23 protein-coding genes and 1 pseudogene are annotated in these 26,130 nt (G+C 71.2%); 14 read left to right on the plus strand and 10 right to left on the minus strand.

From position 1 onward, the window contains the following. Nucleotides 1–9: 9 nt before the first annotated feature. Nucleotides 10–3,381: a BTAD domain-containing putative transcriptional regulator gene (locus ACGFU7_RS02630; RefSeq protein ID WP_393691539.1), complete on the minus strand. Its 3,372-nt coding sequence runs from the start codon at nucleotides 3,379–3,381 to the stop codon at nucleotides 10–12. A gap of 204 nt (nucleotides 3,382–3,585) precedes the next feature. On the opposite strand from ACGFU7_RS02630, the gene ACGFU7_RS02635 reads away from it, so the two are divergent. Further along, nucleotides 3,586–4,383, plus strand: a complete 798-nt coding sequence (locus ACGFU7_RS02635; RefSeq protein WP_393691541.1) for a site-2 protease family protein — start codon at nucleotides 3,586–3,588, stop codon at nucleotides 4,381–4,383. Here the strand turns inward: ACGFU7_RS02635 and ACGFU7_RS02640 are convergent. Together ACGFU7_RS02640 and npdG are read right to left on the minus strand one after the other, a co-directional pair. After that, on the minus strand, nucleotides 4,335–4,553 hold the full coding sequence (locus ACGFU7_RS02640; RefSeq protein WP_393691543.1) for a hypothetical protein: 219 nt from the start codon (nucleotides 4,551–4,553) through the stop codon (nucleotides 4,335–4,337). The genes ACGFU7_RS02635 and ACGFU7_RS02640 overlap by 49 nt on opposite strands. 96 nt (nucleotides 4,554–4,649) lie before the next feature. Further along, nucleotides 4,650–5,360 carry an NADPH-dependent F420 reductase gene (gene npdG / locus ACGFU7_RS02645; RefSeq protein ID WP_393691544.1) on the minus strand — a complete coding sequence of 237 codons (711 nt, stop codon included), beginning with the start codon at nucleotides 5,358–5,360 and terminating at the stop codon, nucleotides 4,650–4,652. 141 nt (nucleotides 5,361–5,501) lie between these two features. On the opposite strand from npdG, the gene ACGFU7_RS02650 reads away from it, so the two are divergent. Both ACGFU7_RS02650 and ACGFU7_RS02655 read left to right on the plus strand, forming a co-directional pair. Then, nucleotides 5,502–6,104, plus strand: coding sequence for a hypothetical protein (locus ACGFU7_RS02650; protein ID WP_393691546.1), 603 nt, complete (start codon nucleotides 5,502–5,504; stop codon nucleotides 6,102–6,104). A 135-nt stretch (nucleotides 6,105–6,239) separates the two neighbouring features. Next, complete coding sequence (locus tag ACGFU7_RS02655) at nucleotides 6,240–7,553, plus strand: MFS transporter (protein ID WP_393691548.1); 1,314 nt, start codon at nucleotides 6,240–6,242, stop codon at nucleotides 7,551–7,553. Between the two features lie 55 nt (nucleotides 7,554–7,608). Here ACGFU7_RS02655 and ACGFU7_RS02660 read toward each other — a convergent pair whose 3' ends face one another. After that, nucleotides 7,609–7,851 carry a hypothetical protein gene (locus ACGFU7_RS02660; protein ID WP_393691846.1) on the minus strand — a complete coding sequence of 81 codons (243 nt, stop codon included), beginning with the start codon at nucleotides 7,849–7,851 and terminating at the stop codon, nucleotides 7,609–7,611. Between the two features lie 58 nt (nucleotides 7,852–7,909). Between ACGFU7_RS02660 and map the strand changes: the two genes are divergently transcribed. Both map and ACGFU7_RS02670 read left to right on the plus strand, forming a co-directional pair. Then, nucleotides 7,910–8,767 carry a type I methionyl aminopeptidase gene (gene map / locus ACGFU7_RS02665; RefSeq protein ID WP_393691550.1) on the plus strand — a complete coding sequence of 286 codons (858 nt, stop codon included), beginning with the start codon at nucleotides 7,910–7,912 and terminating at the stop codon, nucleotides 8,765–8,767. Nucleotides 8,768–9,025: 258 nt separating this feature from the next. Beyond that, entirely contained in the window at nucleotides 9,026–9,691 is a 666-nt protein-coding gene (locus ACGFU7_RS02670) for a heme oxygenase (biliverdin-producing) (RefSeq protein ID WP_393691552.1), read from the plus strand. Nucleotides 9,692–9,801: 110 nt separating this feature from the next. Here ACGFU7_RS02670 and ACGFU7_RS02675 read toward each other — a convergent pair whose 3' ends face one another. The 3 genes from ACGFU7_RS02675 to ACGFU7_RS02685 form a co-directional block, all read right to left on the minus strand. Continuing rightward, nucleotides 9,802–10,497, minus strand: a complete 696-nt coding sequence (locus ACGFU7_RS02675) for a PhzF family phenazine biosynthesis protein (protein WP_393691554.1) — start codon at nucleotides 10,495–10,497, stop codon at nucleotides 9,802–9,804. A gap of 94 nt (nucleotides 10,498–10,591) precedes the next feature. Continuing rightward, a complete protein-coding gene (locus tag ACGFU7_RS02680) occupies nucleotides 10,592–12,133 on the minus strand; it encodes an HtaA domain-containing protein (protein WP_393691556.1) in 1,542 nt (513 codons plus the stop codon). A 45-nt stretch (nucleotides 12,134–12,178) separates the two neighbouring features. Then, the gene (locus tag ACGFU7_RS02685; RefSeq protein WP_393691558.1) at nucleotides 12,179–13,576 is read right to left on the minus strand and encodes an HtaA domain-containing protein; all 1,398 of its coding nucleotides are present in this window, start codon (nucleotides 13,574–13,576) and stop codon (nucleotides 12,179–12,181) included. Nucleotides 13,577–13,711: 135 nt separating this feature from the next. On the opposite strand from ACGFU7_RS02685, the gene ACGFU7_RS02690 reads away from it, so the two are divergent. The 7 genes from ACGFU7_RS02690 (at nucleotide 13,712) to ACGFU7_RS02720 (ending at nucleotide 21,248) form a co-directional block, all read left to right on the plus strand. Then, a complete protein-coding gene (locus ACGFU7_RS02690; RefSeq protein WP_393691560.1) occupies nucleotides 13,712–14,794 on the plus strand; it encodes a hemin ABC transporter substrate-binding protein in 1,083 nt (360 codons plus the stop codon). Continuing rightward, nucleotides 14,791–15,900 carry a FecCD family ABC transporter permease gene (locus tag ACGFU7_RS02695; protein WP_393691562.1) on the plus strand — a complete coding sequence of 370 codons (1,110 nt, stop codon included), beginning with the start codon at nucleotides 14,791–14,793 and terminating at the stop codon, nucleotides 15,898–15,900. The genes ACGFU7_RS02690 and ACGFU7_RS02695 overlap by 4 nt, the downstream gene beginning before the upstream one ends. Beyond that, a complete protein-coding gene (locus ACGFU7_RS02700) occupies nucleotides 15,897–16,736 on the plus strand; it encodes a heme ABC transporter ATP-binding protein (RefSeq protein ID WP_393691564.1) in 840 nt (279 codons plus the stop codon). The genes ACGFU7_RS02695 and ACGFU7_RS02700 overlap by 4 nt, the downstream gene beginning before the upstream one ends. Before the next feature lie 189 nt (nucleotides 16,737–16,925). Further along, nucleotides 16,926–18,062 carry an iron uptake system protein EfeO gene (gene efeO, locus ACGFU7_RS02705; RefSeq protein ID WP_393691566.1) on the plus strand — a complete coding sequence of 379 codons (1,137 nt, stop codon included), beginning with the start codon at nucleotides 16,926–16,928 and terminating at the stop codon, nucleotides 18,060–18,062. A 20-nt stretch (nucleotides 18,063–18,082) separates the two neighbouring features. After that, on the plus strand, nucleotides 18,083–19,378 hold the full coding sequence (efeB, locus tag ACGFU7_RS02710) for an iron uptake transporter deferrochelatase/peroxidase subunit (protein WP_393691568.1): 1,296 nt from the start codon (nucleotides 18,083–18,085) through the stop codon (nucleotides 19,376–19,378). A 33-nt stretch (nucleotides 19,379–19,411) separates the two neighbouring features. Beyond that, a complete protein-coding gene (gene efeU / locus ACGFU7_RS02715) occupies nucleotides 19,412–20,383 on the plus strand; it encodes an iron uptake transporter permease EfeU (RefSeq protein WP_393691570.1) in 972 nt (323 codons plus the stop codon). Then, nucleotides 20,316–21,248, plus strand: coding sequence for a hypothetical protein (locus ACGFU7_RS02720; RefSeq protein ID WP_393691572.1), 933 nt, complete (start codon nucleotides 20,316–20,318; stop codon nucleotides 21,246–21,248). Before efeU ends, ACGFU7_RS02720 begins: the two co-directional genes overlap by 68 nt. 62 nt (nucleotides 21,249–21,310) lie before the next feature. Here the strand turns inward: ACGFU7_RS02720 and ACGFU7_RS02725 are convergent, their stop codons facing one another. Both ACGFU7_RS02725 and ACGFU7_RS02730 read right to left on the minus strand, forming a co-directional pair. After that, a complete protein-coding gene (locus ACGFU7_RS02725) occupies nucleotides 21,311–22,057 on the minus strand; it encodes a bifunctional DNA primase/polymerase (RefSeq protein WP_393691574.1) in 747 nt (248 codons plus the stop codon). A 143-nt stretch (nucleotides 22,058–22,200) separates the two neighbouring features. Then, nucleotides 22,201–22,559: pseudogene (locus tag ACGFU7_RS02730) on the minus strand (helix-turn-helix domain-containing protein). Between the two features lie 100 nt (nucleotides 22,560–22,659). Here ACGFU7_RS02730 and ddaH point away from each other — a divergent pair. Continuing rightward, nucleotides 22,660–23,544 (plus strand): dimethylargininase, encoded by an 885-nt coding sequence (ddaH, locus tag ACGFU7_RS02735; protein ID WP_393691576.1) that lies wholly within the window; start codon nucleotides 22,660–22,662, stop codon nucleotides 23,542–23,544. A 30-nt stretch (nucleotides 23,545–23,574) separates the two neighbouring features. Here the strand turns inward: ddaH and ACGFU7_RS02740 are convergent, their stop codons facing one another. After that, a complete protein-coding gene (locus ACGFU7_RS02740) occupies nucleotides 23,575–24,585 on the minus strand; it encodes a small ribosomal subunit Rsm22 family protein (RefSeq protein ID WP_393691578.1) in 1,011 nt (336 codons plus the stop codon). A gap of 164 nt (nucleotides 24,586–24,749) precedes the next feature. Here ACGFU7_RS02740 and ACGFU7_RS02745 point away from each other — a divergent pair, with 164 nt between their 5' ends. Further along, nucleotides 24,750–26,057, plus strand: coding sequence for a hypothetical protein (locus ACGFU7_RS02745; RefSeq protein WP_393691580.1), 1,308 nt, complete (start codon nucleotides 24,750–24,752; stop codon nucleotides 26,055–26,057). Nucleotides 26,058–26,130 lie beyond the last annotated feature (73 nt).

Consider the following 26,130-nt stretch of genomic DNA (forward strand, 5'->3'; position numbering starts at 1 on the left):
CGGACGAACTCAGTCCCGGTACGCGTCGACGAGGGCGGTGGCCTCCTCCAGGGAGAGGCCGCCGCCCTCGGCGTACGCGGCATCGTAGGCGGCCCGGCCGAGGACGGCGACGGCCAGTTCTTCCACCTGGGCGTAGTCGTGCCGCTCCATCGACGTCGGCACATACCCCTTGGGCAGCAGCCCCTTGCCGGCCCCCAGCAGCCGGGCCGCGAGCGCGGCCCGGCGCTCGCCGCCGAGTCCGCCCAACGCCCGTGCGAGGGTGACGAGATGGATGACGGACATCTGGGGCGCCACCATCTGCGACAGCGAGTCCTGGGACCGCGCCAGCGCCCCCAGGCCCCGGGGCAGGGCGTCGGCGTACAGCCCGTCCTGGTTGTCCAGCCAGGCCAGTGCGCCCAGCACGAACCCTTCGAAGATCGCCACCGTCTCGGAACGGAACTCCTCGCGCAGCTCCGCCAGTTGCTCGCGCGCCTCGCCCGTACGGCCGCTGCGGCCGAGCCACATGGCGAGATAGAGCCGGGCGAAGGGCATCGCCTCGTGCCCCGCCCGACGCCCCTCGGCGAGCAGCGCCCGCAGGATCGTCTCGCCCTCGTCGCCGCGGCCCAGTTCGATGAGCGCGGACGCGAATCTGGCGCGCAGGACCGACACCTGGGACTGGGCGCCGAGCTTCTCCGCGTAGCCGATGGCGGCCCGGAAGTCCTCGGCCGCGCGCGAGTACTCGCCCCGTTTCTCGTTGGCCTCGCCCCGGGAGGAGAGCGATTCGGCGAGGCCCCAGTCGTCGCCGAGCCTGCTGAAGATCTCCAGGCTCTCGTCGGCATCCGCCCGTGCGTCGCCCGCCCACTCGGACCGGTTGGCCAGCACATTGGCCCGCATCTGGAGGGCCGCGGCCAGCTCCCACTCGTAGCCGAACTCCCGGCTGGCGCGGACCGTTTCGTCCAGCAGCTCGCGCAGGTCGTGCAATTCCCCGGTGAGCATGACCGCGAAGAACCAGAGCGATGCCGGGGTGCGGCAGGTCTGCGGCTGGCCCGCCCGGTAGGTGCCCGCGATGACGCGCAGCCGGGCCATGCTCTTCTCGTCGGCCCACTCGTCCTTGGCGTGGTCCATGCAGGCCAGCTGGATCAGGGCCACCTGGCGCCGGGCCTCCTGGAGCAGCTCGGGCCCCATGGGCGGCGGCGCGTCGGTGCAGCGTTCGTGGAGGGAGGGCGCGGGCTCGACGGGCGGGGCGAAGGGGTCGGGTCCCAGTGCGGCGGCCGCGTCGGCCCACTGCAGGGCGTCGGTGCGCAGATCGCGCATCTGCCAGTACCAGGACAGCGAGAGCACCATGCACAGCGTCTCCTGCTCGTCGCGGGCGGCGACGGCGCGGCGCAGGGCGGTGCGGAGGTTCTCGTACTCGCGTTGGAGGAGATCGATGACGGACCGCTGTCCGGCGCCGCGGAGTCCGGGTTCCGCGGTACGGGCCAGCTCCCGGAAGTACACCAGGTGGCGCCGTTCCACGGTGTCCCGCTCCCCGGCCCCGTCGAGCCGTTCGGCGGCGTACTCGCCGACGGTCTCCAGCAGCCGGTAGCGCATCTCGCCGTCGTCGGCGGGCGCGGCGACGACGAGGGACTTGTCGACGAGCGAGCCGAGCAGCCCGGCGACCTCACGCGCGTCCTGCGGCCCGTCCGCGCAGACGGCCTCGGCCGCGCCGAGGGTGCAGCCGCCCGCGAAGACCGACAGACGGCGCAGGACGGCGTGTTCGGAGTGGTCGAGGAGGTCCCAGGACCAGTCGACGACGGCGCGCAGGGTCTGCTGACGGGGCAGCACGGTACGGGCCCCGCTGGTGAGCAGGCGGAACCGGTCGTCGAGCCGGTCGGCGAGCTGGCGCGGGGTGAGCATCCTCAGCCGGGCGGCGGCGAGTTCGATGGCGAGCGGCAGTCCGTCGAGGCGGCGGCAGATCTCGGCGGCGGCGGCCGCGGTCTCCTCGTCGGCGTCGATCCGGAAACCGGGCTGCGCGGCGGCGCCGCGGTCGGCGAGCAGCCGCAGCGCCATCGGGTCGGGCAGCGGGTCGACGGGGCGGATGAACTCGCCCGGTACCCCGAGGGGTTCACGGCTGGTCGCGAGCACGGTGACGTCCGGGCAGTGGGCGAGCAGATGGTCGGCGAGGGCGGCGGCGGCCCCGACGAGGTGCTCGCAGTTGTCCAGGAGCAGCAGCATGCGGCGCCGGGAGCAGTGCTCGGTGAGGCGCACGAGGGGGTCGCCCGCGTTCCCCTCGGCGACCCGGAGTTCCTCGGCGCCCGCCCCACGCAGCACGGTCTCGCGGGCGCCGAGCGCGGTCAGCACGGCCTCCGGTACGGCCTCGGGGTCGTCGACGGGGGCGAGTTCGGCCAGCCAGACGCCGTCCGGCCAGGCGGGTCCGACGGATTCGGCGGCCTCCTGGGAGAGCCGGGTCTTGCCCGCGCCGCCGGGGCCCAGGAGGGTGACAAGACGGGCGTGCGAGAGGTCCTCGCGCAGGGCGTCTATGTCGCCCTCGCGCCCGACGAAACTGGTGAGCCTGGCCCGGAGGTTTCCCTGCGGGGCGGTGGGGACGTGGGTACGGGAGGGCCGGTGCCGGCCGGCTGTCGGGGCCGCCGTGGCCTGCGCGGCTGCTGTGGCCTGCGTGGCCGCTGCGGCCGGGCTCGCCGGGCCCTGGCGGAGCAACTCGGCGTGCAGGGAGCGCAGTTCGGGTCCGGGGTCGGTGCCGAGGCGGTCGGCCAGTACGGTGCGCACCTCGTCGTACGCGGCCAGCGCCTGCGCCGTACGCCCGGCATCGCGCAGGGCCCGCAGCCGCAGCGCCTGGAGGGGTTCGTCGATCGGGTGCTCGGCGCAGAGGGCGACCAGTTCGGGCAGGGCCTCGTCCGCGCGGCCGAGCGCGAGGGCCGCGGCGAGCCTGCTGCGGCGGGCGTCCAGGCGCCGGGCCGCCCAGCGGGCCGCGAGGGCGCCGCGGTCGGGCAGATCGGCCAGGGCCGGTCCGCGCCACAGGGCGAGCGCGTCATCGAGCACGGTCACGGCCTTCGCCGCGTCGCCCTGCCCAAGCGCCCGCGCCCCCTCCCCCGCGAGCCGCTCGAAGCGGTACAGGTCGACCGCGTCCGGCTCGGCGGCGAGCCGGTAGCCGCTCTCCGCGGAGCCGATCGCCGCATGGCCGAGGGCCCGCCGGAGCCGGCCGACGAGTGCCTGCAGGGCGCCCACCGCGTCGGCCGGCGGGTCGCCGTCCCACACCTCGTCGACGAGCACGGCGGCCGGAACGGTGCGGCCGACGCGCAGTGCGAGGACGGTGAGCAGGGCGCGCAGCCGCGCCCCGCCGATGGCGACGGCCGTGCCGTCGTCGCGGAGTGCCTGGGTGGTCCCGAGGATGCAGTAGCGCACGCGCCTATTCTCCGTGACCGGGATCGGGAAGTGGACATACGTACGGCCGTACCCGTGTTCGCTGTGTGCCGGGATCGCTCGTCATGCCCCCACCCTTCACGGAACCACCGCCCCGACGCGAGACGTTTGTGACGTGTCGCCTGTACGGTCGGGCTCCCCGCCCGCCGCCCCGTCCCCTTCCGTCCAGCCACCTGGAGTTCGCCGATGACCACCGCAGCAGCCCGCAGCGACCGGCGGATCAGCCCGGTCTTCCTCGGAATCGTCGCCGTGACGGCGGTATCGGGCTGGGCGGTGTGGACGGACTTCGCGCAGCGGCCCGGAATCCCGCTCTTCCTCTTCGTGACGGCGGCCTGGGTGGTGTCGCTCTGTCTGCATGAGTACGCACACGCCCGTACCGCGCTGCACAGCGGGGACATCTCCATCGGGTCGAAGGGCTATCTGACCCTGAATCCGCTGAAGTACACCCATGCGCTGCTGAGCATCGTGCTGCCGGTGCTGTTCGTGATCATGGGCGGTATCGGTCTGCCCGGTGGTGCGGTCTTCATCGAGCGGGGCCGGATCAGCGGGCGCTGGAAGCACAGCCTGATCTCGGCGGCGGGCCCGCTGACGAATGTGCTGTTCGCGATTGTCTGCACGGCGCCGTTCTGGCTGCACGCGCTGGACGGCGTCCCGGTCGTCTTCCAGTACGCGCTGGGTTTCCTGGCACTGCTCCAGGTCACCGCGGCGATCCTGAACTTCGTCCCGGTCCCGGGGCTGGACGGTTACGGAGTGATCGAGCCCTGGCTCTCGTACCGGATCCGCCGGCAGGTCGAGCCGTTCGCCCCGTTCGGGCTGATCGCGGTCTTCGGCATCCTGTGGATCCCCGAGGTCAACCACGTGTTCTTCGACGCGATCCACGCCCTGCTGCGGGCCCTGGGCATCAGCGAGTTCACGACGTACTGCGGTTTCGACGCCTACCGCTTCTGGCAGACGGCCGATCCGGTCTGCGCGCTCAACCTCTGACCGGCGGTCTGCGCACGCTGCCGGCGCAGGTAGAACCACGCCATGTTGGACGAGAGCCCGGCCAGCAGCACCCAGACGATCCCGAACCAGGTGCCCTGGACGAACGAGATCACGGCCGCGACGACGGCCAGGACGCAGACGGCGATGGCGTAGAGAGCGAGGCGGGGCATGGGGGGCGGCTCCTGTCCGGGGTGGTGCACGGTCCCGTCCAGTGTCCCTCATGCCCCTTTCCGCTCGCCGCAGGGTGCAACCGGGAACGTGTCCGGTCAGACGTCGGTGGTACGCAGCCCCGCGTGCGCCTTGTAGCGACGGTTGACCGAGATCAGGTTGGCGACCAGCGACTCGACCTGGTGGGCGTTGCGCAGCCGCCCGGCGAAGATGCCGCGCATGCCGGGAATCCGGCCCGCCAGCGCCTGTACGAGGTCGGTGTCGGCGCGGGCCTCGCCGAGCACCAGCACATCGGTGTCGATCTCCTCGATGGCCTCGTCCTGCAGCAGTACCGCCGAGAGATGGTGGAAGGCTGCGGTGACCCGGGACTCCGGCAGCAGGGCGGCGGCCTGCTCGGCGGCGCTGCCCTCCTCGGGCTTCAGGGCGTAGGCGCCCTTCTTGTCGAAGCCGAGCGGGTTGACGCAGTCGATGACGAGCTTGCCCGCGAGCTCGTCGCGCAGCGACTCCAGGGTCTTGGCGTGGCCGTCCCACGGCACGGCGACGATCACGACGTCGCTGCGCCGGGCGCACTCCGCGTTGTCCGCGCCCTCGACGCCGTGGCCCAGCTCGTCGGCGGCGGACTGTGCGCGGTCGGCGGCACGGGAGCCGATGATCACCTTCTGCCCGGCGCGGGCGAACCGGTAGGCGAGCCCGCGGCCCTGCGGTCCGGTGCCGCCGAGCACACCGACGGTCAGCCCGGACACATCGGGAAGGTCCCACGGGTCCTTGGCGGGGGGCTTGGGTGCGCTGCCACTGTCATTCGTAGTCATGGCTTCGACACTACTGCCCGCGATGGAGAGGAACGTTCCGTCGTCGGCCGCGCGACAAGGATCACTCCGCAGGGCCCGTTCGAATGGTTCTGCCGTCGTTCACCGGTGGCGGGGCCCGGCCTTGGGGCATGATGCCGGGCCATGGATGCCGTACGCGTCGCCCTGCTGCGTGAAGTGCTCGCCGGGACCGAGTGGCCGGCGGCGGCCCGGCGGTTCGCCGGGGCACTCAGGTCGTCCGTCGTCCCGCACGGCGGCGGGCTGCTGCTGGTGGGGACGGCGGCGTACGAGCCGTGGCATCTGGCGGCCCATCTGGTCGACGAGTCCACCTGGTCCGGGCTGCCCGAGCTGACACCGACCCTGGTACGCCACCGGGTGGAGCCGGGCGATCCGGCACATCTGGCCGTCGGTCTGGGCCGGATCGAGGCGGCCGGGCGGGGCGAGACGCTGCTCCTGGTGGCCCCGGAACGGCCCGGTGCCGGGCTGCTGGAGCGGGTGCACGACGCCCGCCGGGCCGGAGCGACGGTGCTCTCGCTGGACGACGGCGACCCGGAGGTGCGGGGGCTCGCCCACGAGACGCTCGCGGTGACCGGCACCGACGATGTCGACCTGGACACCGTGCAGCATCTGGTGAGCGCGGCGGCGGGGGAGAACAGTGCTCCCTCGCCGCGCGGCCGCCGCCGCTTCCGGGACCGGCTGTCCCGGCTCGCCGACCAGCTGACGGCCCCACCGCCGGCCCGGTGGTGAGAGTCCGGGGTGCCGCGGCGGGAGCGGCCGGGCGCCCGGCCGCCCGGGCCGCAGCGAAAAGCCGGCCGCCGGTCGCCCCGGCCGCCGCGAAAATCTGTTGCAGAGGGCACCTACAGCCCCCGACCATGACCCCTCGTGACCTCAGCTCCCTCCCCGGCTCCCTCCCTGGCCACCCGGCTCTCCGTTCTGCTGCCCGACCTCTCGCCCCTGCGCCACTCGGCCGACTTCCGGCTGCTGTGGATCCAGGGCCTGGTGACCTACTTCGGCAGCTTCATGGCCCTGATCGCGCTGCCGCTCCAGATCAAGGAGCTGACGGGTTCACCGCTGGCCGTCGGTGCGATGGGTGCGGTCGAGCTGGTGCCACTGGTCGTCTTCGGCCTGTACGGCGGGGCGCTCGCGGACTCCGCGGACCGCCGCAAGGTGATCCTGGGCACCGAGGCGGGGCTGGGGTTGCTCGCCCTCGTACTCCTGGTGAACGCCGCGCTGCCCGACCCGATGCTCTGGCCGCTCTACCTGGTCGCGGGCGGGGTCTCCGCGCTCGCCGGGCTCCAGCGGCCCGCGCTGGACTCGCTGATGGCCCGGATCGTGCCGCACGACCAGCTGACCGCGGCCGCCGCGCTGAACTCGCTGCGCTGGCAGTTCGGCGCGATCACCGGCCCGGCGGTGGCAGGACTGGTGGTGGCCTACGCCGGGCACGCCACGGCATACACGGTCACGGTGGTCACGTTCACCGTCTCCGTGTTCCTGTGCCTGCGGCTGGCGCCCGCGCCGCCCGCCCGGGACAGCGGAAAGCCTTCGCTGCGCGGCATTGCCGAGGGGGCGAGGTACGCCTGGAGCCGGCCGGTGCTGCTGGGGACGTACGCGGTCGACCTGGCAGCGATGTTCTTCGCCTTCCCGAACACGATCTTCCCGTTCCTCGCGGACGAGCTGGACGCCGAGTGGTCGCTGGGCCTGATGTACGCGGCAGGGTCGGTCGGCTCCCTGTTGCTGGGCCTGACCAGCGGCTGGACGTCACGGGTGAGGCGGCACGGGCTGTTCGTGGTGTTCGGGGCGGCGGCCTGGGGGCTGGCGATCGCGGCGGCCGGGTGGTTCAGCAATGTGTGGCTGGTGCTGGTCTGCCTGGCGGTGGCGGGCGCGGGCGACATGCTCAGCGGTCTGGGCCGCTCCACGATCTGGAACCAGACCATCCCGGAGGAGCTGCGGGGCCGGCTGGCGGGCATCGAGGTGCTCTCGTACAGCGTCGGCCCGCAGCTGGGCCAGGTGCGGGCCGGCGCGATGGCGGGCTGGACGGGGACCCGCTCCGCGATCTGGAGCGGGGGCGTGGCGTGTGTGGCCTCGGTCGCGCTGCTCACGGCAGCGCTGCCGAAGCTGCTGACGTACGACTCCGGGACGGACGAGGACGCGGTACGCAGGCGGGAAGCCAGGGAATCCAGCCCCTCCGGCGTGTGAGGAGCGGGGGCTTCGCCCCCGGGCCCCCAGTCCTCAATCAGTCCTCAATCAGTCCTCAATCATCGGACGGGCCGGAATCTCCCCCGGTCGTGCCCCGGTCGTGCCACTTGGGATCCGTCTCCCACTCAAGATTCCGTTCCTGCGCCGTCTGCATCGCATGCTCCGCCTCCTCACGGGAGGCATACGGCCCGAAACGGTCCTTGGCCGGGCACTCGGGGCCCTCCTCGACCTTCTGATGCTGCAGGCAGTAGTACCACTCGCCCGGCTTGCCGACCGTGCGCTTCTTGAACAGGGCCATCATCGGCTCCTTCCCTCGGGGCCATGCTGCCCCAAGCACGCTGGTTAGACTCGCTGACATGTCTGGCCAGTCGCTGCTCGTACCCGGGGAGATCACTCCCATCCGTTCCGTTCCCGGAAACATCCGGCGCCCCGAATACGTGGGCAAGCCGGCCCCCACCCCGTACACCGGGCCGGAGATCCAGGACACCGACACCATCGAGCGCATGCGCATCGCGGGCCGGATCGCCGCGCAGGCGATGGCGGAGGCCGCGAAGCACATCGCCCCGGGCGTCACGACCGACGAACTCGACCGGGTCGCCCATGAGTTCATGTGCGACCACGGCGCCTACCCGTCGACGCTCGGCTACCGCGGATTCCCCAAGTCGCTCTGTTCCTCGCTCAACGAGGTGATCTGCCACGGCATCCCGGACTCCACGGTGCTGCGCGACGGCGACATCGTGAACCTCGACGTCACGGCGTACATCAACGGTGTGCACGGCGACAACAACGCCACGTACCTCTGCGGCGACGTGGACGAGGAGTCCCGGCTGCTCGTGGAGCGCACCGAGGAGTCGCTGAACCGCGCCATCAAGGCGGTCCGGCCGGGCCGGCAGGTCAATGTGATCGGGCGGGTCATCGAGTCGTACGCGAAGCGCTTCGGGTACGGGGTGGTGCGGGACTTCACCGGGCACGGGATCAATTCCTCGTTCCACTCCGGCCTGATCATTCCGCACTACGACAGCCCGCACGCGACCACCGTGATGCAGCCCGGTATGACGTTCACCATCGAGCCGATGCTGACGCTGGGCGGCCATGACTACGACATGTGGGACGACGGCTGGACCGTGGTGACGAAGGACCGCAGGCGCACCGCTCAGTTCGAGCACACGCTGGTGGTGACGGAGACGGGCGCCGAGATTCTGACGCTCCCGTAACCACGCAGACAGCTCCTTTCGAAAGCGGCCGCCCCCGGGCGGCCGCTTTTGCGTGCTCCCGCTGCTCCCGCGCGGAGGCGGAGCCGGGCGTATCGTTTTTACCGACAGACTGTCGGGAAGCTGTTGACTTAGGTAAGCCTAAGTAGGAAGATCGGGGATGTCGACAGCCGCTGCCGTACGCAGTCGCTGCCGATGTCTCTGCCCCTGTTCCTGTCCCTTTCCGGACTTCCCGTCCCCCTCGGTCCCCGGAGGCCCGCCTTGGACGCAACCGCCGCCACCACGCCCTTCTCGACGCTCATCCGCACCGCGTCGCACGAGCAGCACACCGAGGCAGAGACCTCGACCTTCATGAGCGACCTGCTGGGCGGGCGGCTCGGAGTGGACGCGTACACGCGCTACACCGAGCAGCTGTGGTTCGTGTACCGGGCGCTGGAGGAGGGGGCCGAGGCGCTGCGGAGCGACCCGGTCGCCGGTCCTTTCATACAGCCCGAGCTGATGCGCACCACCGAGCTGGAGCGCGATCTGGCCCACCTGCGGGGTGCCGGCTGGCGCGAGGACCTGGAGCCGCTGCCCGCGACGGCCGCGTACGCCGATCGGGTCGCCGAGTGCGCCCGTACCTGGCCCGCCGGTTACATCGCGCACCACTACACCCGCTATCTCGGCGACCTCTCGGGCGGCCAGATCATCCGCGACAAGGCGGAGAAGACCTGGGGCTTCACGCGCAAGGGTGACGGGGTGCGGTTCTATGTCTTCGAGGAGATCTCCAACCCCGCCTCGTTCAAGCGGGGTTACCGCGAGCTGCTGGACGCGGTGAACGCGGACGACCTGGAGAAGCAGCGCATCGTCGACGAGTGCAAGCGGGCGTTCGCGCTGAACACGGCGGTGTTCCGGGAGCTGGGCGAGGTGTTCCCGCTCAGCGCGTAGCGCCTTGGGCGGCGCGGCGTCGGCGGGTGACCGGGTCCGCCGGTCGGCCCGGTCCGCCGCGCCGTTTTGTCCTCAATCGCCGTACGGGCTTGATTTCCCGCCGGACGGGCTCAATTCACGCCGGACAGGCTTGATCGAGCAGCCAATGCGACGCGGCCCCCGATCTCCACCGTGCCGTCAGGTGCGGGTGCGGTGAGGATCTGGGAGCCGCGTCCTTGCGTGATGTTGAGGGCGCGGCCCAGCTCCGCGCTGAGCAGCAGTGCCGCCGCGCCCGTCGCCTCGTCCTCCACGATGCCGTCGTCGCGGCGCGGGAACGCCCGCGCCCTGACCCGGCCCGCCGCTTCGTCCTCCCAGGCCCATACGTACACCCAGCCCTCGCCCGGCGGCGGCCCGGTCAGCGCCTCGACCTCGGCGACGGATGCGTACCGCTCCAGCTTGCGCGGCGGCGCCCACTCGGGGCGGGCGGTGATCCAGGTGAACTCCCCGTCCTGACGGGCGAAGATCTCCCCGACCGGCAGCTCCAGGATCTCCAGATCGAGCAGCCATGCGGTGCCGACGAGCGGATGTCCGGCAAAGGGGAGGCGGAGTCCCGGGGTGTAGATGTCGACGTGCCCGCGCTCCGGGTCGTCGACGAACACGGTCTCACTGAAGCCGAGCCGGCGGGCCAGCTCCTGCCGTGACGCCTCGTCGGGGTACGTACGCCCGTCGCGTACGACCCCGAGGGCGTTGCCGTACCGGCCGTCGGGACCGCAGAACACGCGCAGTACGTCGATGCCTGCGGGTACGTCGAAGTCGCTGTCGCTCACGTGGGCATTCAAGCACCGCCGGGGTGACGGCCGTACAACTGGGCCGCCACCCCAGCCGTGTCGCCGGGCGGTGGTGTCCTGTGGTGCGGACGGATCAGGCGGTACGGCGACGGCGGGCGGCGATCACGGCTCCGGCGCCGGTCGCCACGACGAGCCCCGAGGCCGCGAACAGGGCGCCGGCCGGGAGGTCGGAGCCGGTGGCGGCGAGGGAGCCCGAACCGCCGGCCGAACCGCCGCCCACGCTGCCGCCGCCGGTGGCCGTGGAGCCTCCTGCCAAGCCGGTGGAGCCCGTGCCGCCCGGGAGTGCGGCGTCCTTGTCGAGGGCGACCGCGACGGTCAGCGCGTCGAGCTGCTCGCCCGCCTGGTACATGCCGCCGAAGGCCTTGGTGCCGTCGGCGGTGAGGGTCGCCGGGACGGCCGAGAGGGTCACCACGCCGTTCTTGGCCGTGAGTTCGCCCTTCGGCAGCTTCAGGTCGGCGACGGCCAGACCGGTGTAGGTGTTGACCTTCTTGGTCTCGCGGTCCTTGGTGGAGACGTCCGCGATCAGGGTCCCCTTCGTCCCGTTCACCTGGATCTCCATGTCGGTGAGGGAGAGGTCGAGGGTGTAGGCGCCGTTCTCCTCATGGCCCAGGAAGCGGACCCTGCCGTCGAAGTCCGCGTCGAGGGTCTGCTTGTCGGCGTCGAAGTGGCCGGTGGCGTCCGGGAATCGGTAGCCGTCGCCGGATGCGGTGGCGCCGGCCGTCGTCTCGACCTTGCCTTGGGCGATCGGGCCCGTGACGTACGTACGGAAGGACTTCTTGACGCCCCAGTCCAGGGTGCCGTCGACGATCGCTCCCGGGTCGGCGGCCGGCTTGCCGGTGGCCGGGGCGGAGGAGGACGGGGATGCGGTCGAGGTGGGCTTCCCGGTCGGCTCGGTGGTCGGCTTCTCGGTGGGCTTCGTGGTGGGCTTCACGGTCGGTTCGATGGTCGGCTTTTCCGTGGGCTTCCCGGTCGGGGCTGCGACCGCCTTCACCGAGAGCGTGGCCGGGTCGAGCGCATCGCCCTCCTTGTACTGGCCGTTGAACGCCTCCGAGCCCGCCTTCGTCAGCGTCGCCGGGATGTCCTTGAAGACCATCGCGCCACCCGCACCCTGGCCAGGCTTCACCGCCGACAGGTCGAGAGCCGCGAACGCCACATCGTTCCGGGTGCCTTCGGGCGTCGCCACGTCGACGGTGATCGCGCCGCCGGTGCCGGTCGTGGAGAGCTTCACGTCCGAGAGCGTGATGTCGAGAACGCCCCCGTGGGCGTAGAAGTTGACGCCGCCCCCGAAGGCGGTGTCGGTGCCGTGCGTGGCCGTGTCGTAGGTGCCCTTGCCGTTGACGAACGTGAACACACCGTTGTCGGGCGCCTGGGTGGCGCCGTCCTTGACGGTGATCTTCCCGCCGGAGAACGACGAGGCGAGGTACTTGCGGAAGGACTCCTTGACGCCCCATTCCAGCGTGCCGTCCTTCAGTTCCAGCTTCGGCGCCGTGGCGGCTGCCCCGTCGGGGGCGGCGCTGTCGGCGGCGAGCGCCGGAAGGGCGAACACGGTCGCGCCGAGGGCGGCTGCCGTGGCGACGGCGGCGGCAAGAGCTATGGGACGGCGGGTGGCTGCCATGGTCGGTGGTCTCCTCAGGAAATGAAGGGGGGTGGGGACGGGGGTCTAGTTGTTGTTCTGCTGGGTGCTGCGGCGGCGGGCGAGGTACAGCGCGCCTGCCGCGGCGGCGAGCACGCCCGCGCCGCCGATGACGAGATACAGCCCCGTGCGTGAGCCCGAGTCGGAGTCGGCCGGTGATGCCTCGGTAGCGGTGGTCTTCTCCGTCGGCGGGTCGGACGGGTCGGGAGCGCTGCCCAGGTCGGGCAGGGCAGGCAGTTCGGCCTTGGTGTCGACGGCGACGGCCAGCGAGACCGGGTCCATCGCGGTGCCCGCCCGGTAGAGCGAGCCGAACGCCTTGGCGCCGTCGGCGGTGAGGGTGGCGGGGGCTTCGGTGAGGACGGCGAGACCGTCCTTCGGTGCGAAGTCCTGCGCGGTGAAGGTGACGAGCGGGACGGCCTTCTGCCGGTCGCCGTCGCTCAGGACGTCGGCCGAGAGCGTGCCCTTGCCCGCCTTCACCCGGACCGCGACCGCTGACAGTTTCAGATCGAGCCCGTCGGCTCCTGTGAAGCTGACGCTGCCCGCGAAGCCGGCGTCCAGGGTCTGCTTCTTCGGGTCGTACGTGCCCTTGCCGCGCGGGAAGCGGAAGAGCGCCCCGCCGTCCTGGGCGCCGTCGGCGAGGGTCCACTTCCCCTTCCCGATGGAGCCCGTGACGTACTCGCGGAAGGTCCGGCGCACACCCCAGTCGACGGCGGCGTCCTCGAAGCGGCCCGCGGCCCGACCGGCCTTCTTCGGCTCCGCCGGCTTCTCGGGGGACCTGGACGCGGCCGGCTTCCCGGCCGGGGCGGAGGTGTCCACGGAGAGGCTGATCGGGTCGAGCGGTGTGCCGGCCGTGTAGTAACCGGCAAATGCCTTCGCGCCCTGTGAAGTCAGTGTCGCCGGGATGTTGTTGAGGGCGATGGGGGTGGAACCGCCCTTCATGTTGATCCCGGAGAGACCGAGCGTCGCGAGCGGCACCTGGGAGGCCGAGGTGATGCGGCCGCTCCCCCGGTCCTTGCTGACCATGTCGGCGTGGACGGTGCCGGTGCCGCCCGTGATGCGGACGGTGGGGCGGCTGATGGTGAGGTCCAGTTCGTAGCCGCCGTCGGACTTCTTGTGGCCGATGAAGCGGACCCCGCCCGAGAAGCCCGAGCTGAAGGCGCCGGTCGCCGGGTCGTAGGAACCGGTGGCGGAGTGGAAGCGGAACCGGCTGCCGCCGACCGTGGCGGCGCCACCGGTCAGGCTCCAACTGCCGTTCGCGATGGGGCCCGTGACGTAGCTCTGGAAGGAGGACTTGATGCCCCAGTCCAGTCTGCCGCCCTGCACCGTGCGGCTCGCCGCTTGCGCGGCGGTGGCCGGGAGCAGGGCTCCCAGCAGCACCGCGAGAAGCGCGACAGCGAGCGCGCGGGCAGGTCTGGACGGCAGCATGGGGACCCCTCCGAGGTCTAGCAAGTCAGGTAAGGCTAACCTAAGCTATGTGCGTTCTGTGGTGGTACCCCTTCCACCACATTGCTCGCAGACCATTGCCAACTGCTCGCCGCAGAACGACAGGACGGTGCCCCAGTGCGCTTCTCGCAGGACTTCGCCCCGCCGGTCCTGACCGCCCGGCGGCCAGGGCGCGGGCCGGTCAGGACCCGTGGACCGCTGGGCGCGCTGACGGCCGTCGTCGCCCTGGCCCTCGCCCTGACGGGCTGCGGCGGCGGTGCGGATACGGGGACTCCCGCCGCCGGATCCAAGAGCGCCCCGGCCGACCGGGTCCAGCCACTGGCCACCGTGCCGAAGCCGCAGTTGCCGGTCACGGTGAAGTCGGCGGACGGCGCCGAGGTCACCGTCTCCTCGACGGACCGCATCGTCCCGCTGACCGGCAGCCTGAGCGAGATCGTCTTCACGCTCGGCCTCGGCAGGCAGGTCGTGGCCCGTGACATCACCGCCACCTTCGAACAGGCGGCGAAACTCCCGGTGGTGACCCGCGCCCATGACGTCTCGGCGGAGAGCGTGCTGTCGCTGAAGCCGACCGTCGTCCTCGCGGACACCACGACCGGCCCCGCGGAGGCCATCGACCAGATCCGCGATGCCGGCATTCCGCTCGTCGTCGTCGAACCGGCCAAGGAACTCGCCGATGTCGGCCGCCGGATCGACACCGTGGCAGCGGCCCTGGGCGTGCCGGACTCGGGCACCGAACTGAATGCGCGCACCCGGACCCGTATCGACGCCGTACAGAAGTCCGTGCCCGCCCCGGCGGACGGGCAGAAGAAGCCCCGGGTCGCCTTCCTCTATCTGCGCGGCTCGGCCTCCGTCCATCTGCTGGGCGGCCGGGAGTCCGGCGCGAGTTCGCTCCTCGAAGCGGCGGGAGCCGTCGACGCGGGCAAGGCGTCCGGGCTGAAGAAGGACTTCACCGCCATCACCAGCGAGGCCCTCGCCAAGGCCGCCCCCGACGCCATCCTGGTGATGAGCAAGGGGCTCGAATCGGTGGGCGGCGTCGACGGTCTGGTGAAGATCCCGGGCGTCGCCGAGACCCCGGCCGGGATGGACCGGCGGATCGTCTCCATCGACGACGGCGTGCTGCTGAACTACGGGCCGCGCACGGACCGGGTGCTGAGCGAACTGGTCGCGCAGCTCTACCCGAAGGACGGGGCGGCCAAGTGACCGCCCCGTACGAGGAACGCACGCGGCCGAGCACCCCCAGGAAACCGGAGCCTCAGCCGCCGACGGCAGCGAAGCCCCGGCGCTCCGCCGGCTTCGTACTGACCGCAGGGCTGCTCGCCGCCCTCGTGGTGTGCTGTCTGCTCTCCGCCGGGCTCGGCGCGTACAGCATCCCGCTCGGCGATGTCCTCGGCTCCGTCCAGCACCGGCTCGGTCTCGGTGGGGCCGCGCTGGACCGGGTCGGTGAGAGCGTGCTGTGGAACGTACGGCTGCCGAGGGTCGTCCTCGCCCTGCTCGTCGGGGCTTCGCTGGGCTGCGCGGGCGCCCTGATGCAGGGCGTGTTCGGCAACCCGCTCGCCGAGCCCGGGGTGATCGGGATCTCCTCGGGTGCGGCGGTCGGCGCGGTCGCCTCGATCGCACTCGGGCTGAATTTCTTCGGCAACTGGACCATCACCGTCTGCGCGTTCGTCGCCGGGCTCGCGACCGTTCTGCTGGTGTACGCGCTGTCGCGGTCGGGCGGGCGGACCGAGGTCGTGACACTGATCCTCACCGGGATCGCGGTCAACGCCTTCGCGGGCGCGCTGATCGGGCTGTTCATCTTCTTCGCCGACAACGCGCAGATCTCGCAGATCACCTTCTGGCAGCTGGGCTCGCTGGCCCAGGCGACCTGGCCCAAGGTGCTCGCCGTGCTGCCGTGTGCGGCGCTCGGGCTGCTCGTCGCGCCGTTCTACGCCCAAAAGCTGGACCTCCTCGCACTGGGCGAGCGGCCCGCCCGGCATCTGGGGGTCGATGTCGAACGGCTGCGGATCGTGCTCGTCCTTGTCGTTGCACTGCTGACTGCGGCCGCGGTGGCGGTTGCCGGGATCATCTCGTTCGTGGGGCTGCTGGTTCCGCATCTGCTGCGGATGGCGAACGGTCCCGGGCATCGCTTTCTCGTCCCCGCCAGCGCGCTCGGCGGCGCCCTGGTGCTGGTGGCGGGCGATCTCGCGGCCCGTACCGTCGCTGCTCCCGCCGAGCTGCCGCTCGGTGTGCTGACCGCGCTCTTCGGCAGCCCGTTCTTCTTCTGGCTGCTGCGCAGGACCCGTCGTAAGCAAGGTGGTTGGGCATGAAGGCCTTGAGGAACCCGTTCCGGGTACGGGGCCGGCAGCTGCCCTCTCCCGTCTCCCCCGGCTCCCCCGTCGCCGAGGCGCGCGGGCTGCGGGTGCGGCTGGGGCAGCGGCCGGTGCTCGACTCCATCGAACTGACCGCGCATGCGGGCGAGGTGCTGGCGCTCGTCGGGCCCAACGGGGCCGGGAAGTCGACCCTGCTGGCGGCGCTGGCCGCCGATCTGCCCGCCGAGAGCGGTGAGATACGGATCGACGGGCGCCCGGTCACCGACTGGTCGGCTCCCGAACTGGCCCTGCGCCGGGCCGTGCTGCCGCAGTCCGCCGCGCTGTCGTTCCCGTTCCCGGTGGAGGACGTCGTACGGATGGGGCGGGCGCCGTGGGCCGGGACGGAGCGGGCGGACGAGGACGATCCGGCGGTCGCCGCCGCGATGGCGGCCACCGAGGTGACCGAGTTCGCCGGGCGCCCCTTCTCCGCGCTGTCCGGCGGCGAGCGGGCCCGGGTCGCGCTGGCCAGGGTGCTTGCGCAGCGCGCCCCGCTGCTGCTGCTGGACGAGCCGACCGCCGCGCTCGATCTGCGCCATCAGGAACTGGTGCTGCGGATCTGCCGGGAGCGGGCCGCCGCCGGTGACGCGGTCGTCGTCGTGCTGCACGATCTGGGGCTGGCCGCGGCGTACGCGGACCGGGCGGCCGTGCTGCACGACGGGCGGATCGCGGTGGCGGGCCCGCCCACCGAGGTGTTCACGGGCGAACTGCTCGGCGAGGTCTACCGGCAGCCGGTCGAGGTGTTCCCGCATCCGCGGACCGGGGCGCCCCTCGTCGTACCGACAAGGACCGCTTGACCATTGCTTGACCCTCCCATGGGCCGCCCATGAGCCGCCCGTGATCGTCTTGTTCCCGCATCACGCGGATGAGAGCTGAATCACTGCACGAGGGGGTATCGGTCAGGTAAGCCTCGGTTAAGTTAGGTTCGCCTCACCTGCCTTCGTCCGATCTTCTCCTTTCTTTCTCCTTCATCTTGTGGAGCCCGCATGCGAGCCGTTCGTTTCTCCGTCGTCACCGCTGCCGCGACCGTGGCCGCCCTGACCGCTGTCACGGGCTGTGCCGAGAAGAGTGACGGCAAGGGCGACGGCGCCGTACAGGTCGTCGCGAAGGACGACTCCTGCGAGGTGTCGAAGAAGAAGCTGCCGGCCGGCCACATCGAACTGGCCGTGCAGAACAAGGGCTCGAAGGTCACCGAGGTCTACGTCCTGTTCCCGGACGACCGCATCGTCGCCGAGCGCGAGAACATCGGCCCCGGCACCAAGGCCAACATCACGGCCGAGATCAAGGCCGGTTCGTACGAGATCGCCTGCAAGCCCGGCATGAAGGGCAACGGCATCCGGCAGAAGATCGAGGTCACCGGCGCCAACGCGGCCAAGCGCAGCCCCGAGATGGACAAGGCCGTCGTTGGCTACCGCACCTATGTGCAGGCCCAGGCCGACGAGACGCTGCCGAAGGCCAAGGCCTTCACGGACGCCGTCGCCGCGGGTGACATCGAGGCCGCGAAGAAGGCGTACGCCGACTCCCGCATCGGCTGGGAGCGCACCGAGCCGGTCGCCGAGTCCTTCGGCGACATCGACCCGAAGGTCGACATCCGCGAGGACGGCCTGGAGGACGGCCAGAAGTGGACCGGCTGGCACCGCCTGGAGAAGGCGCTGTGGCAGGACAAGAAGCTGGGCGCCGAGGAGAAGGCCCTCGCCCCGGTCCTCTACAAGGACCTGCTCGACTGGCAGAAGCGGGTCGGCACGGCGGAGATCACCCCGACCTCGATGGCCAACGGCGCCAAGGAACTCCTCGACGAGGTCGCGACCGGCAAGGTCACCGGCGAGGAAGAGCGCTACAGCCACACCGACCTGATCGACTTCAAGGGCAACGTCGAGGGCGCGGAGAAGTCCTACGAGCTGCTGAAGCCGATCGCCTCGAAGAACGACGCGGCACTGACGGCGTCCCTGGACAAGCAGTTCGCGGCGCTGAACACGCTGCTGGACAAGTACCGCAAGGACAAGACCTCCTACGAGTTCACCTCGTACGAGAAGGTCGGCAAGGCAGACCGCAAGGAACTGTCGGACGCGGTCAACGCGCTGGCAGAGCCGCTGTCCAAGCTCGCCGCCGCGGTGACGAAGTGACGAGCGGGGAGGCTCCGGCCATGTCCGAGGAGACGCAGAACACCGCCGTGGGCGACGCCGCCGAGGCAACTGCCGCCGAGACCGGTGGCCGTGCCCCGTCCCGCCGGGCGCTGCTCGGCTGGGGCGGCGCCGGTCTCGCGCTGGGCGCGGTCGCGGCCGGTGGCGCGGTCGCCGCGGTGCGTACGGAGAGCGACGCGGTGCCGGCCGCGGACAGCGGTGCGGCCGTGCCGTTCCACGGTGCGCACCAGGCCGGCATCGCCACCGCCGTACAGGACAGGCTGCACTTCGCCGCGTTCGACGTGACGACGAAGGACCGCGCCGAGCTGATCGCGCTGCTCAAGGAGTGGACGCGGGCGGCCGAGCGGATGACGGCCGGTCACGCGGTCGGCGACGGTGCGTACGGCGGTCTCGCCGAGGCCCCGCCGGACGACACGGGCGAGGCGCTGGGGCTCAAGCCGTCCCGGCTCACGCTCACCATCGGCTTCGGCCCCTCGCTCTTCGCCAAGAGCCGGTTCGGCCTGGAGGACAAGCGTCCCGAGGCGCTCGTCGATCTGCCGAAGTTCCCCGGCGACAACCTCGACGCGGCCCGCAGCAGCGGCGATCTCTGCGTCCAGGCGTGTGCGGACGACCCGCAGGTCGCGGTGCACGCCATCCGCAACCTCGCCAGGATCGGCATGGGCCGCACCGCGATCCGCTGGTCCCAGCTGGGCTTCGGCAAGACGTCCTCGACGACGCCCGACGCCCAGACGCCGCGCAACATGATGGGCTTCAAGGACGGCACCCGGAACATCGCCGGTACCGACACCGCCGCCCTGGACAAGCATGTCTGGGTCGGCGAGAAGGACAAGGCGGGCTGGATGACCGGGGGCTCGTACCTGGTGGCCCGGCGCATCCGGATGCACATCGAGACCTGGGACCGGACCGGACTCCAGGAGCAGGAGGACGTCTTCGGCCGGGACAAGGGCGAGGGCGCCCCGGTCGGCAAGTCCAAGGAGCGCGACGAGCCGTTCCTGAAGGCGATGCTGCCGACCGCCCATGTGCGGCTCGCCCACCCGGACAGCAACGACGGTGCGACGATTCTGCGCCGCGGCTACTCCTTCACCGACGGTACGGACGGCCTCGGCCGGCTCGACGCCGGGCTGTTCTTCCTCGCCTACCAGCGCGATGTCCGCAAGGCCTTCATCCCGCTGCAGCGCCGCCTCGCGGCGCACGACGCACTCAACGAGTACATCCAGCACGTGGGTTCGGCGCACTTCGCCGTCCCGCCGGGCGTCCGTGACAAGGACGACTGGTGGGGCCGGGCGCTGTTCTCGTAACGGGACTCGAAGCGGAAAAAGGAGAACCGAAACGTGTTCAGCAACTTCCTGATCGGCCTGCGCGAAGGGCTTGAGGCCAGCCTGGTCGTCTGCATCCTGATCGCCTACCTGGTGAAGACCGGCAACAAGAACAAGCTGGTGCCGATCTGGGTCGGTGTCGGGATCGCGATCGTCGTCAGCCTGGCGTTCGGTGCCGGCCTCGAATTCGGTTCGCAGGAGATGACGTTCAAGGCCCAGGAGGCGCTCGGCGGCTCGCTGTCGATCGTCTCGGTCGGTCTGGTCACCTGGATGGTCTTCTGGATGCGGCGCACCGCCCGGCATCTGAAGGCGGAGCTGCACGGCAAGCTCGATGCGGCACTCGCGATGGGCACCGGCGCACTGGTCGCCACGGCGCTCCTCGCGGTGGGCCGGGAGGGCCTGGAGACCTCGCTGTTCGTGTGGCGTGCGGTGCATGCGGCGGACGACGGCTGGCACCCGATGATCGGCGCGTTCCTCGGTATCGCGGCCGCCGTCGTACTGGGCTGGCTGTTCTACCGTGGTGCGCTGAAGATCAATCTGGCGAAGTTCTTCACCTGGACCGGCGGCATGCTGGTGGTCGTCGCCGCGGGCGTGCTCGCGTACGGCGTCCATGACCTGCAGGAAGCCGAGTTCCTGGGCGGTATCCACAACCAGGCGTTCGACATCAGCGCCACGATTCCGCCGGACAGCTGGTACGGCACGCTACTGAAGGGCACATTCAACTTCCAGCCCGACCCGACCGTTCTTCAGATCACGGTGTGGGCGCTGTATCTGATCCCCACTCTCGCACTGTTCCTCGCCCCGGTAGGGTTCGGACGGTCAGTGGGGGCGACGGATCAGAAGGCGCGGAAAGCAACGGATGAGAAGCCTGAGGCCGATTCGGCTGGCGACGGGGCTCGCGACGGCGACGGTGCTGTCCATGACGGCGAGCGGGTGCGTGACGGTGCACGGCGAGCTGGAAGTGGTGCCGGGAGCAACGAAGTCTGAGGCCGCACGGGCCCTTGCCGACTTCACCACCGCGTACAACGCGGCGGACAAGGCCTACGACCCGGCTCTGGACGCGGACCGGGTCACGGGCCCGCTCGGCGCGATCAACCAGGCCGGGCTGAAGGCGCGGCAGAAGAACAATCCGGACGGCAACACGAACCACACGCCGTTGGAGCTGACCGACGCCACGTATCTCATCCCGAAGAAGGCCGGCTGGCCCCGCTGGTTCCTCGCGGACACCGACTCCAACCGCGACGAGGACAGCGGAAAGCTGGACACCCGCTGGCTGCTCGTCTTCGTCAAGTCCGGGCCGGACGCGGGGTGGAAGGCCTCCTATCTGTCGGTCGTCACACCGTCCCGGCTGCCCGGCTTCGCGAAGGACAGCGACGGCCTGGCCGAGGCGGTGGCCGCGGACAGCACCGAACTGGCCGTGGCGCCGGAGGACTTGGGCACCCAGTACACGGGGTACCTGCAGAAGGGCGCCCCGGACGTCTTCGCCCCCGGCACCGCCACGTCGGGCTGGCGGGAGGCGCGCCGCACCACCCGGCGGGCGGGCTTCTCGTACCAGTACATCGACCAGCCGCTGGACAACGATACGTTCGCCCCGCTCGGCCTGAAGACGGACGACGGCGGGGCGCTGGTCTTCTTCAGCAGCAAGCACTTCGAACGGCAGACCGCGGCGAAGGGGCTGCGGCCGCCGCTCAACGCGGATGTGGAGGCGCTGCTGACCGGTGAGGTGAAGTCCACCCTCACCAAGGAGCGGGTCTCCAGCCAGCTGGTGTACGTCCCGAAGAAGGGCGCGGGGGACGGCAAGGTGGTCATGCTGAACCGGCTGCCGGGCCTGACGGCGGCGAAGGGGTCGTGACCGGATCAAGCCCGTCCGGTGTGTGAGGACAGAGCGGCCACCGGACGGCCCCGGTCATTCCGCTAGCGGCTCAGCGGCCACGCCACCGAGTCATGGTCCAGATCGCTCTGGTCCGCCGCGTCCGCGTACTGCGCACACGCATCGGTGAGCGTCTCCAGCAGCGTCAGCGGATCGGGCAGCGGGTTCTCCGGACCCCGCACCCACTGCACATCCACCTCACCGGGCAGCCTGGCCGGCGGCAGGAGCACGTAGCTGCCGCGGCAGTGCCACCGCAGTCCCGGATGCTCGTCCATGGTCTCGGGGTGGCAGTCCAGCTCGCACGGCCACCACTCGTCCTCGTCCTCGGGCGTACCGCGGGTGGCGGTGAAGAAGAGCATCCGGTCGTCGCCGGAGCGGGCGACGGGGCCGACGTCGATGCCTGCGGCGAGGAGCCGTTCCAGCGCCTGGCTGCCCGCGGACAGGGGCACGTCGAGAACGTCGTGGATCATGCCGGTCGCCGTGATGAAGTTGGCCTGCGGCTGACTGCCGGCCCAGCGCTCGATCTGGGCGCGGTCGGTGGTGGACTGCGTCTGCCAGGCGAAGGAGATGGGATGCCGGGCGGGGGTGGGGCAGCCGATGCGTTCGCACGAACATCGGTAGCCGACCGGATGGGCGGCGGGCGCGATCGGCATTCCGGCCTCGGCGACAGCGAGGAGCAGCGCCTCCCGGGCGGTGTCGTCGACCTCGTTCTGCTGCGGTTTGGGTCGGCGGCGAAGCCATTGGGAAAATTTGCTCTCTGAGCCGCGATAACGGCCGAAATCGGCGCCCATCTATCCCCTTACCTCAGCGTTGCCCCTGCCCATGGTCCCACCATCCTGCGCCTCGGGTGGCCAGAGTCCCGAAGCGGGGTACGGGGGACGATGCCATGAGCTGGGCACTATGCCATTTCTTGTCATGAAATGACGGGTGCGTCTCAAGGGTGCGACAGCCCGCGCAGGGTGCAGTCGACGATCGCGCCCGCGTACGCATGGGTGAGCGGGAGGGTACGCGGCAGCCAAAGGGCCCACGAGAAGCTCCAGGGCAATCCGCGGGTCGATGTCGGCGCGCGGCGGTCCGGTCACCGAGAGCGACGAAGATCTCCGGGAGGGCGGCCGCCCTGGAGAGCCACCACCGATAGATCGCCTGCTTCCCGACGCCGGCCCGCGCGGCGATGGCCTCGATGGTGGTCCTGGGGTAACCCACCTCACCGGCCGGGCCGAGCGCCGCGTCGTGGACCGCTCGGCGGGAGAGCTCGCTGCGACGGCTGGAATCGGGTGGCCGGTTCTCTACCATGCCGGTAAATCCAGCAGCCGCACGAGTCGATACGTGTCGTCTCATCACCGTGCGAAACCACCCGATCGGATCACTGCGCGCGGGCCCCGGAAAGTGGACCATGGGCTCACGCACACACCCGTGCGATGTCCCCCGGCAGGCGACCCCTGCTTTTCGTGAGGAGCCTTCATTGCCTCGTGAAGCCACACCCCGCCGTTACCTGATGTGCGCTCCGGCCCACTTCAGGGTGACGTACTCCATCAACCCCTGGATGGACCCCAGCAAGCCCGTGGATCTCCCCCTGGCCCAGACCCAGTGGGAGGACCTGCGCGACCGTTACCGCGCCCTCGGACACACCGTGGAGCTGCTCACCCCCCGCCCCGGGCTGCCCGACATGGTCTTCGCCGCCAATGGCGCCACCGTCGTCGACGGCCGGGTGCTCGGCGCCCGGTTCGCGTACCAGGAGCGGTACGAGGAGGCCGGGGCCCATCGCGAGTGGTTCCGGGACAACGGTTTCACCGAGATCCATGAACCGGACCACGTCAACGAGGGCGAGGGCGACTTCGCGGTCACCGCGTCGTACATCCTGGCCGGGCGGGGCTTCCGGTCCAGTCCGCTCTCGCACGACGAGGCGCAGGAGTTCTTCGGGCGCCCGGTGATCGGGCTCGATCTGGTCGACCCGCGCTACTACCACCTGGACACGGCCCTGTCCGTGCTCGACAGCGCGGGCGACGAGATCATGTACTACCCGGGCGCCTTCTCGCCGGGCAGCCGTTCGGTGCTGGCGCGGCTCTTCCCCGACGCGCTGATCGCCGAGCAGGCGGACGCGGCGGCGCTCGGCCTGAACGCGGTGAGCGACGGGCGCCATGTGCTGCTGCCGCAGGCCGCCACGGGGCTCTTCGATCCGTTGCGGGCGCGCGGCTTCGAGCCGGTGCCGATGGATCTGGGCGAGCTGCTGAAGGGCGGCGGCAGTGTGAAGTGCTGCACGCAGGAGCTGCGCGGGTAGCCCGGGGGGCCTCCGGCAGCCGCTCTGTCCTCAGTCTCCGGACGGGCTCGAAGTGTGGGGCGGCGGCCACTCGTCGCCCCACGCGGTGTCCCGGGCGGCCCGGTACAGCGCGCCGTGCCGCTTGGTGACCGTGGAGCGCTGCAGGGCCTCGTCACGGGTGCACAGGTCCAGCAGCACCTGCCCCTTGCGGATCTGCGGCTTGCGGGTGACGCGCGCCCGGACGGGTTCCGTCTCGAAGCGGGTCGCCACGACATAGCTGAACTTCTCGTCCTCGTACGGCAGCGAGCCGCCCTTGACCTGCCGGTGCAGCGAGGAGCGGCTGACCCTGGCCGAGAAGTGGCACCAGTCCGTGCCCGGCTCGATGGGGCAGGCGTCGTTGTGCGGGCAGGGCGCGGCGACCTTCAGCCCGGCGGCGATCAGCCGGTCGCGGGCCTCGATGATCCGGGCGTAGCCGTCGGGGGTGCCCGGCTCGACGACCACGACCGCCTGTGCGGCGGCGGCCGCGGTGTCGACGAGGCCGGCGCGGGCGTCCTCCGTCAGCTCCTTGAGTACGTAGGAGACGGTGATCAGGTCCGTGGGGGCGAGTTCGAGGCCCGCGCCGATCCGGGCCCGGCGCCACTCGGCGGCGCGCAGGGCGGGGATGCCGGAGATCGCGGCCAGCTCCCGGCCGAGGGCGAGTGCGGGCTCGGCCCAGTCCAGGACGATCGTCCTCGGCCCCTCCCAGGCCCCAGCCACGGCCCAGCTCGCCGCTCCGGTGCCGCCGCCGATGTCGGTGTGCGTGGCGGGCGCCCAGTCCGGGGCGGCCTCCTGGAGCGCGGCGATCGCGGACCGTACCGCTTCGAAAGTCGCGGGCATCCGGTAGGCGGCGTACGCGGCGACGTCGGAACGGTCGCGGAGCACCGGGGCATCCGTGGGGGTGGTCCCCCGGTAGTTGGCGATGAGCCGGTCGACGGCCTGGGCGGCCTGCTTGGGCGGCAGCCCGTCGAGCAGTCCGGCCAGCGCCGTGCGCAGGGCTTCCGCGGTGGGGAGGGTGGCGTTCACCGACAAATTGTAGGCGGAGGCGGCCGGCCCGCTTCCGGCCCGGTGCCGACACCGGCACCGGGCCGGCACCGGCAGCAAACAGCAGCGCATGCGAACTGCCGCGACACCTGCGCCAGTTGCTACGCTGACCGGCGCGAGGTCGGGATCGCCCATCGAGGGAAACCATGAGACAGAAGATCGTGCGCCTGGTTCTGGTCGGCGGAGTGCTCGTGCTGGCCATGCTTCTTCTGCTCGCCACCTGCGGCAGCGGCGAGAAGAGCTCCGACAAGCCGAAGAAGCAGGTCAAGGCGAGTACGGCCCCGGTGACACAGCTCACCGTCCCCTCCGTGTTCGCGACGGAGCACGGCTGGGAGCTCATCGGCACCTCGCCCGACTACGCGCTCTCCCGGACGACGGGCAGCCTCGCCTACCTCGTGCGGATCTCGGACACCAAGTACCAGCTGAGGACCATCGACTCGGAGACCGGGGAGGCCGGCTGGCACGGGGAGAGCTGGCGGCCCCCGTCCCCGCAGCACTTCCCGAGGCTCCTCCCGGTCACCGTGGACGACCACGAGTACTTCGTGACGTGGTCGTACGGGAAGGTCGGCGAGAACGCGCTGACCCCCGCCGACACGATCGTCTCGCTGGATGTCTACGACGTGCAGGACGGCTCCCGGCGGCGCATCGAGGTGCCGTGGAACTCCGTACCCACGGTCACCACCACCGGCCCCGGCATCCTCATCAGCGACGGCCGGACGAACAGCGCGGTGGTCGACCCGGTGACCGGCCGGGTGTCGGAGATCACCGCCCCCGCGCTCAAGTACCCGAAGGGCTGCACGACCTGCAAGCAGCTCACCGAGGTACGCGGGCTGACGAAGAAGGGCCTGCTGGTCAGCGGGGCCAAGGAATTCTGGGTGCAGGGCGGCTGGTTCAGCCGCAATGTCGCCCCCAAGGGCACCGACCGGCTCAGCGGAATCCCGACATCGGTGATCCCGGGCCTGGTACTGGCGAAGTGGCAGCTCGCGAAGGGGGCGAAGCGCGCCACCACCCATGACCTGTGGACGGTCCAGGACATGGAGACGGGCAAGCCCCTCGCCTCGGTGGAGTGCAGCAAGCCTGCGATCAAGCCGGGGCAGTACCCGCAGCTCATCGCCGCCCCCTCGGGCAACTTCCTGGTGGCCGGGCCGCTCGCCTTCGACCTGTTGACGAAGCGGGGGTTCTGCTTCGAGGGGACGGACGGCACGAAGCCGCTGACGCTCGCGTCCGTGAACGACGAGGGCATCGCGTACGGCGCGGCGAACGCACGCAACGCGGCGGACGTACTGGCCGGTGGCGGCACCCCCGTCGCGGTGGCGATCAGGAGCGGCACGACGGGCGCCCTGCCCTCGAACCAGCTGATTCCGGGCGCGGTGACGTCGGACGGCGTCGGCCTGTTCCGCTGGACGGACGAGAAGGACCGCCCGCATCTGATCGGCTATCCGAGCGCGAACTAGGCGTGCCACTCGGTCCGACCGGGCCTGCGGAAACACGCTCGCGCCGCACCGGACCCCGCTGTTACAACAGGGC

This window comes from Streptomyces sp. NPDC048473 (assembly GCF_043200155.1).
Lineage (GTDB): Bacteria > Actinomycetota > Actinomycetes > Streptomycetales > Streptomycetaceae > Streptomyces.

Excerpts from the sequence above, each read along its gene's own strand:
- ACGFU7_RS02635 (WP_393691541.1), top strand. The coding sequence starts at position 3,586 with ATGACCACCGCAGCAGCCCGCAGCGACCGGCGGATCAGCCCGGTCTTC.
- ACGFU7_RS02640 (WP_393691543.1), bottom strand. The coding sequence starts at position 4,553 with ATGCCCCGCCTCGCTCTCTACGCCATCGCCGTCTGCGTCCTGGCCGTC.
- npdG (WP_393691544.1), bottom strand. The coding sequence starts at position 5,360 with ATGACTACGAATGACAGTGGCAGCGCACCCAAGCCCCCCGCCAAGGAC.
- ACGFU7_RS02650 (WP_393691546.1), top strand. The coding sequence starts at position 5,502 with ATGGATGCCGTACGCGTCGCCCTGCTGCGTGAAGTGCTCGCCGGGACC.
- ACGFU7_RS02660 (WP_393691846.1), bottom strand. The coding sequence starts at position 7,851 with ATGGCCCTGTTCAAGAAGCGCACGGTCGGCAAGCCGGGCGAGTGGTAC.
- map (WP_393691550.1), top strand. The coding sequence starts at position 7,910 with ATGTCTGGCCAGTCGCTGCTCGTACCCGGGGAGATCACTCCCATCCGT.
- ACGFU7_RS02680 (WP_393691556.1), bottom strand. The coding sequence starts at position 12,133 with ATGGCAGCCACCCGCCGTCCCATAGCTCTTGCCGCCGCCGTCGCCACG.
- ACGFU7_RS02685 (WP_393691558.1), bottom strand. The coding sequence starts at position 13,576 with ATGCTGCCGTCCAGACCTGCCCGCGCGCTCGCTGTCGCGCTTCTCGCG.
- ACGFU7_RS02700 (WP_393691564.1), top strand. The coding sequence starts at position 15,897 with ATGAAGGCCTTGAGGAACCCGTTCCGGGTACGGGGCCGGCAGCTGCCC.
- efeO (WP_393691566.1), top strand. The coding sequence starts at position 16,926 with ATGCGAGCCGTTCGTTTCTCCGTCGTCACCGCTGCCGCGACCGTGGCC.
- efeB (WP_393691568.1), top strand. The coding sequence starts at position 18,083 with ATGTCCGAGGAGACGCAGAACACCGCCGTGGGCGACGCCGCCGAGGCA.
- ACGFU7_RS02720 (WP_393691572.1), top strand. The coding sequence starts at position 20,316 with ATGACGGCGAGCGGGTGCGTGACGGTGCACGGCGAGCTGGAAGTGGTG.
- ACGFU7_RS02725 (WP_393691574.1), bottom strand. The coding sequence starts at position 22,057 with ATGGGCGCCGATTTCGGCCGTTATCGCGGCTCAGAGAGCAAATTTTCC.
- ddaH (WP_393691576.1), top strand. The coding sequence starts at position 22,660 with ATGGGCTCACGCACACACCCGTGCGATGTCCCCCGGCAGGCGACCCCT.
- ACGFU7_RS02745 (WP_393691580.1), top strand. The coding sequence starts at position 24,750 with ATGAGACAGAAGATCGTGCGCCTGGTTCTGGTCGGCGGAGTGCTCGTG.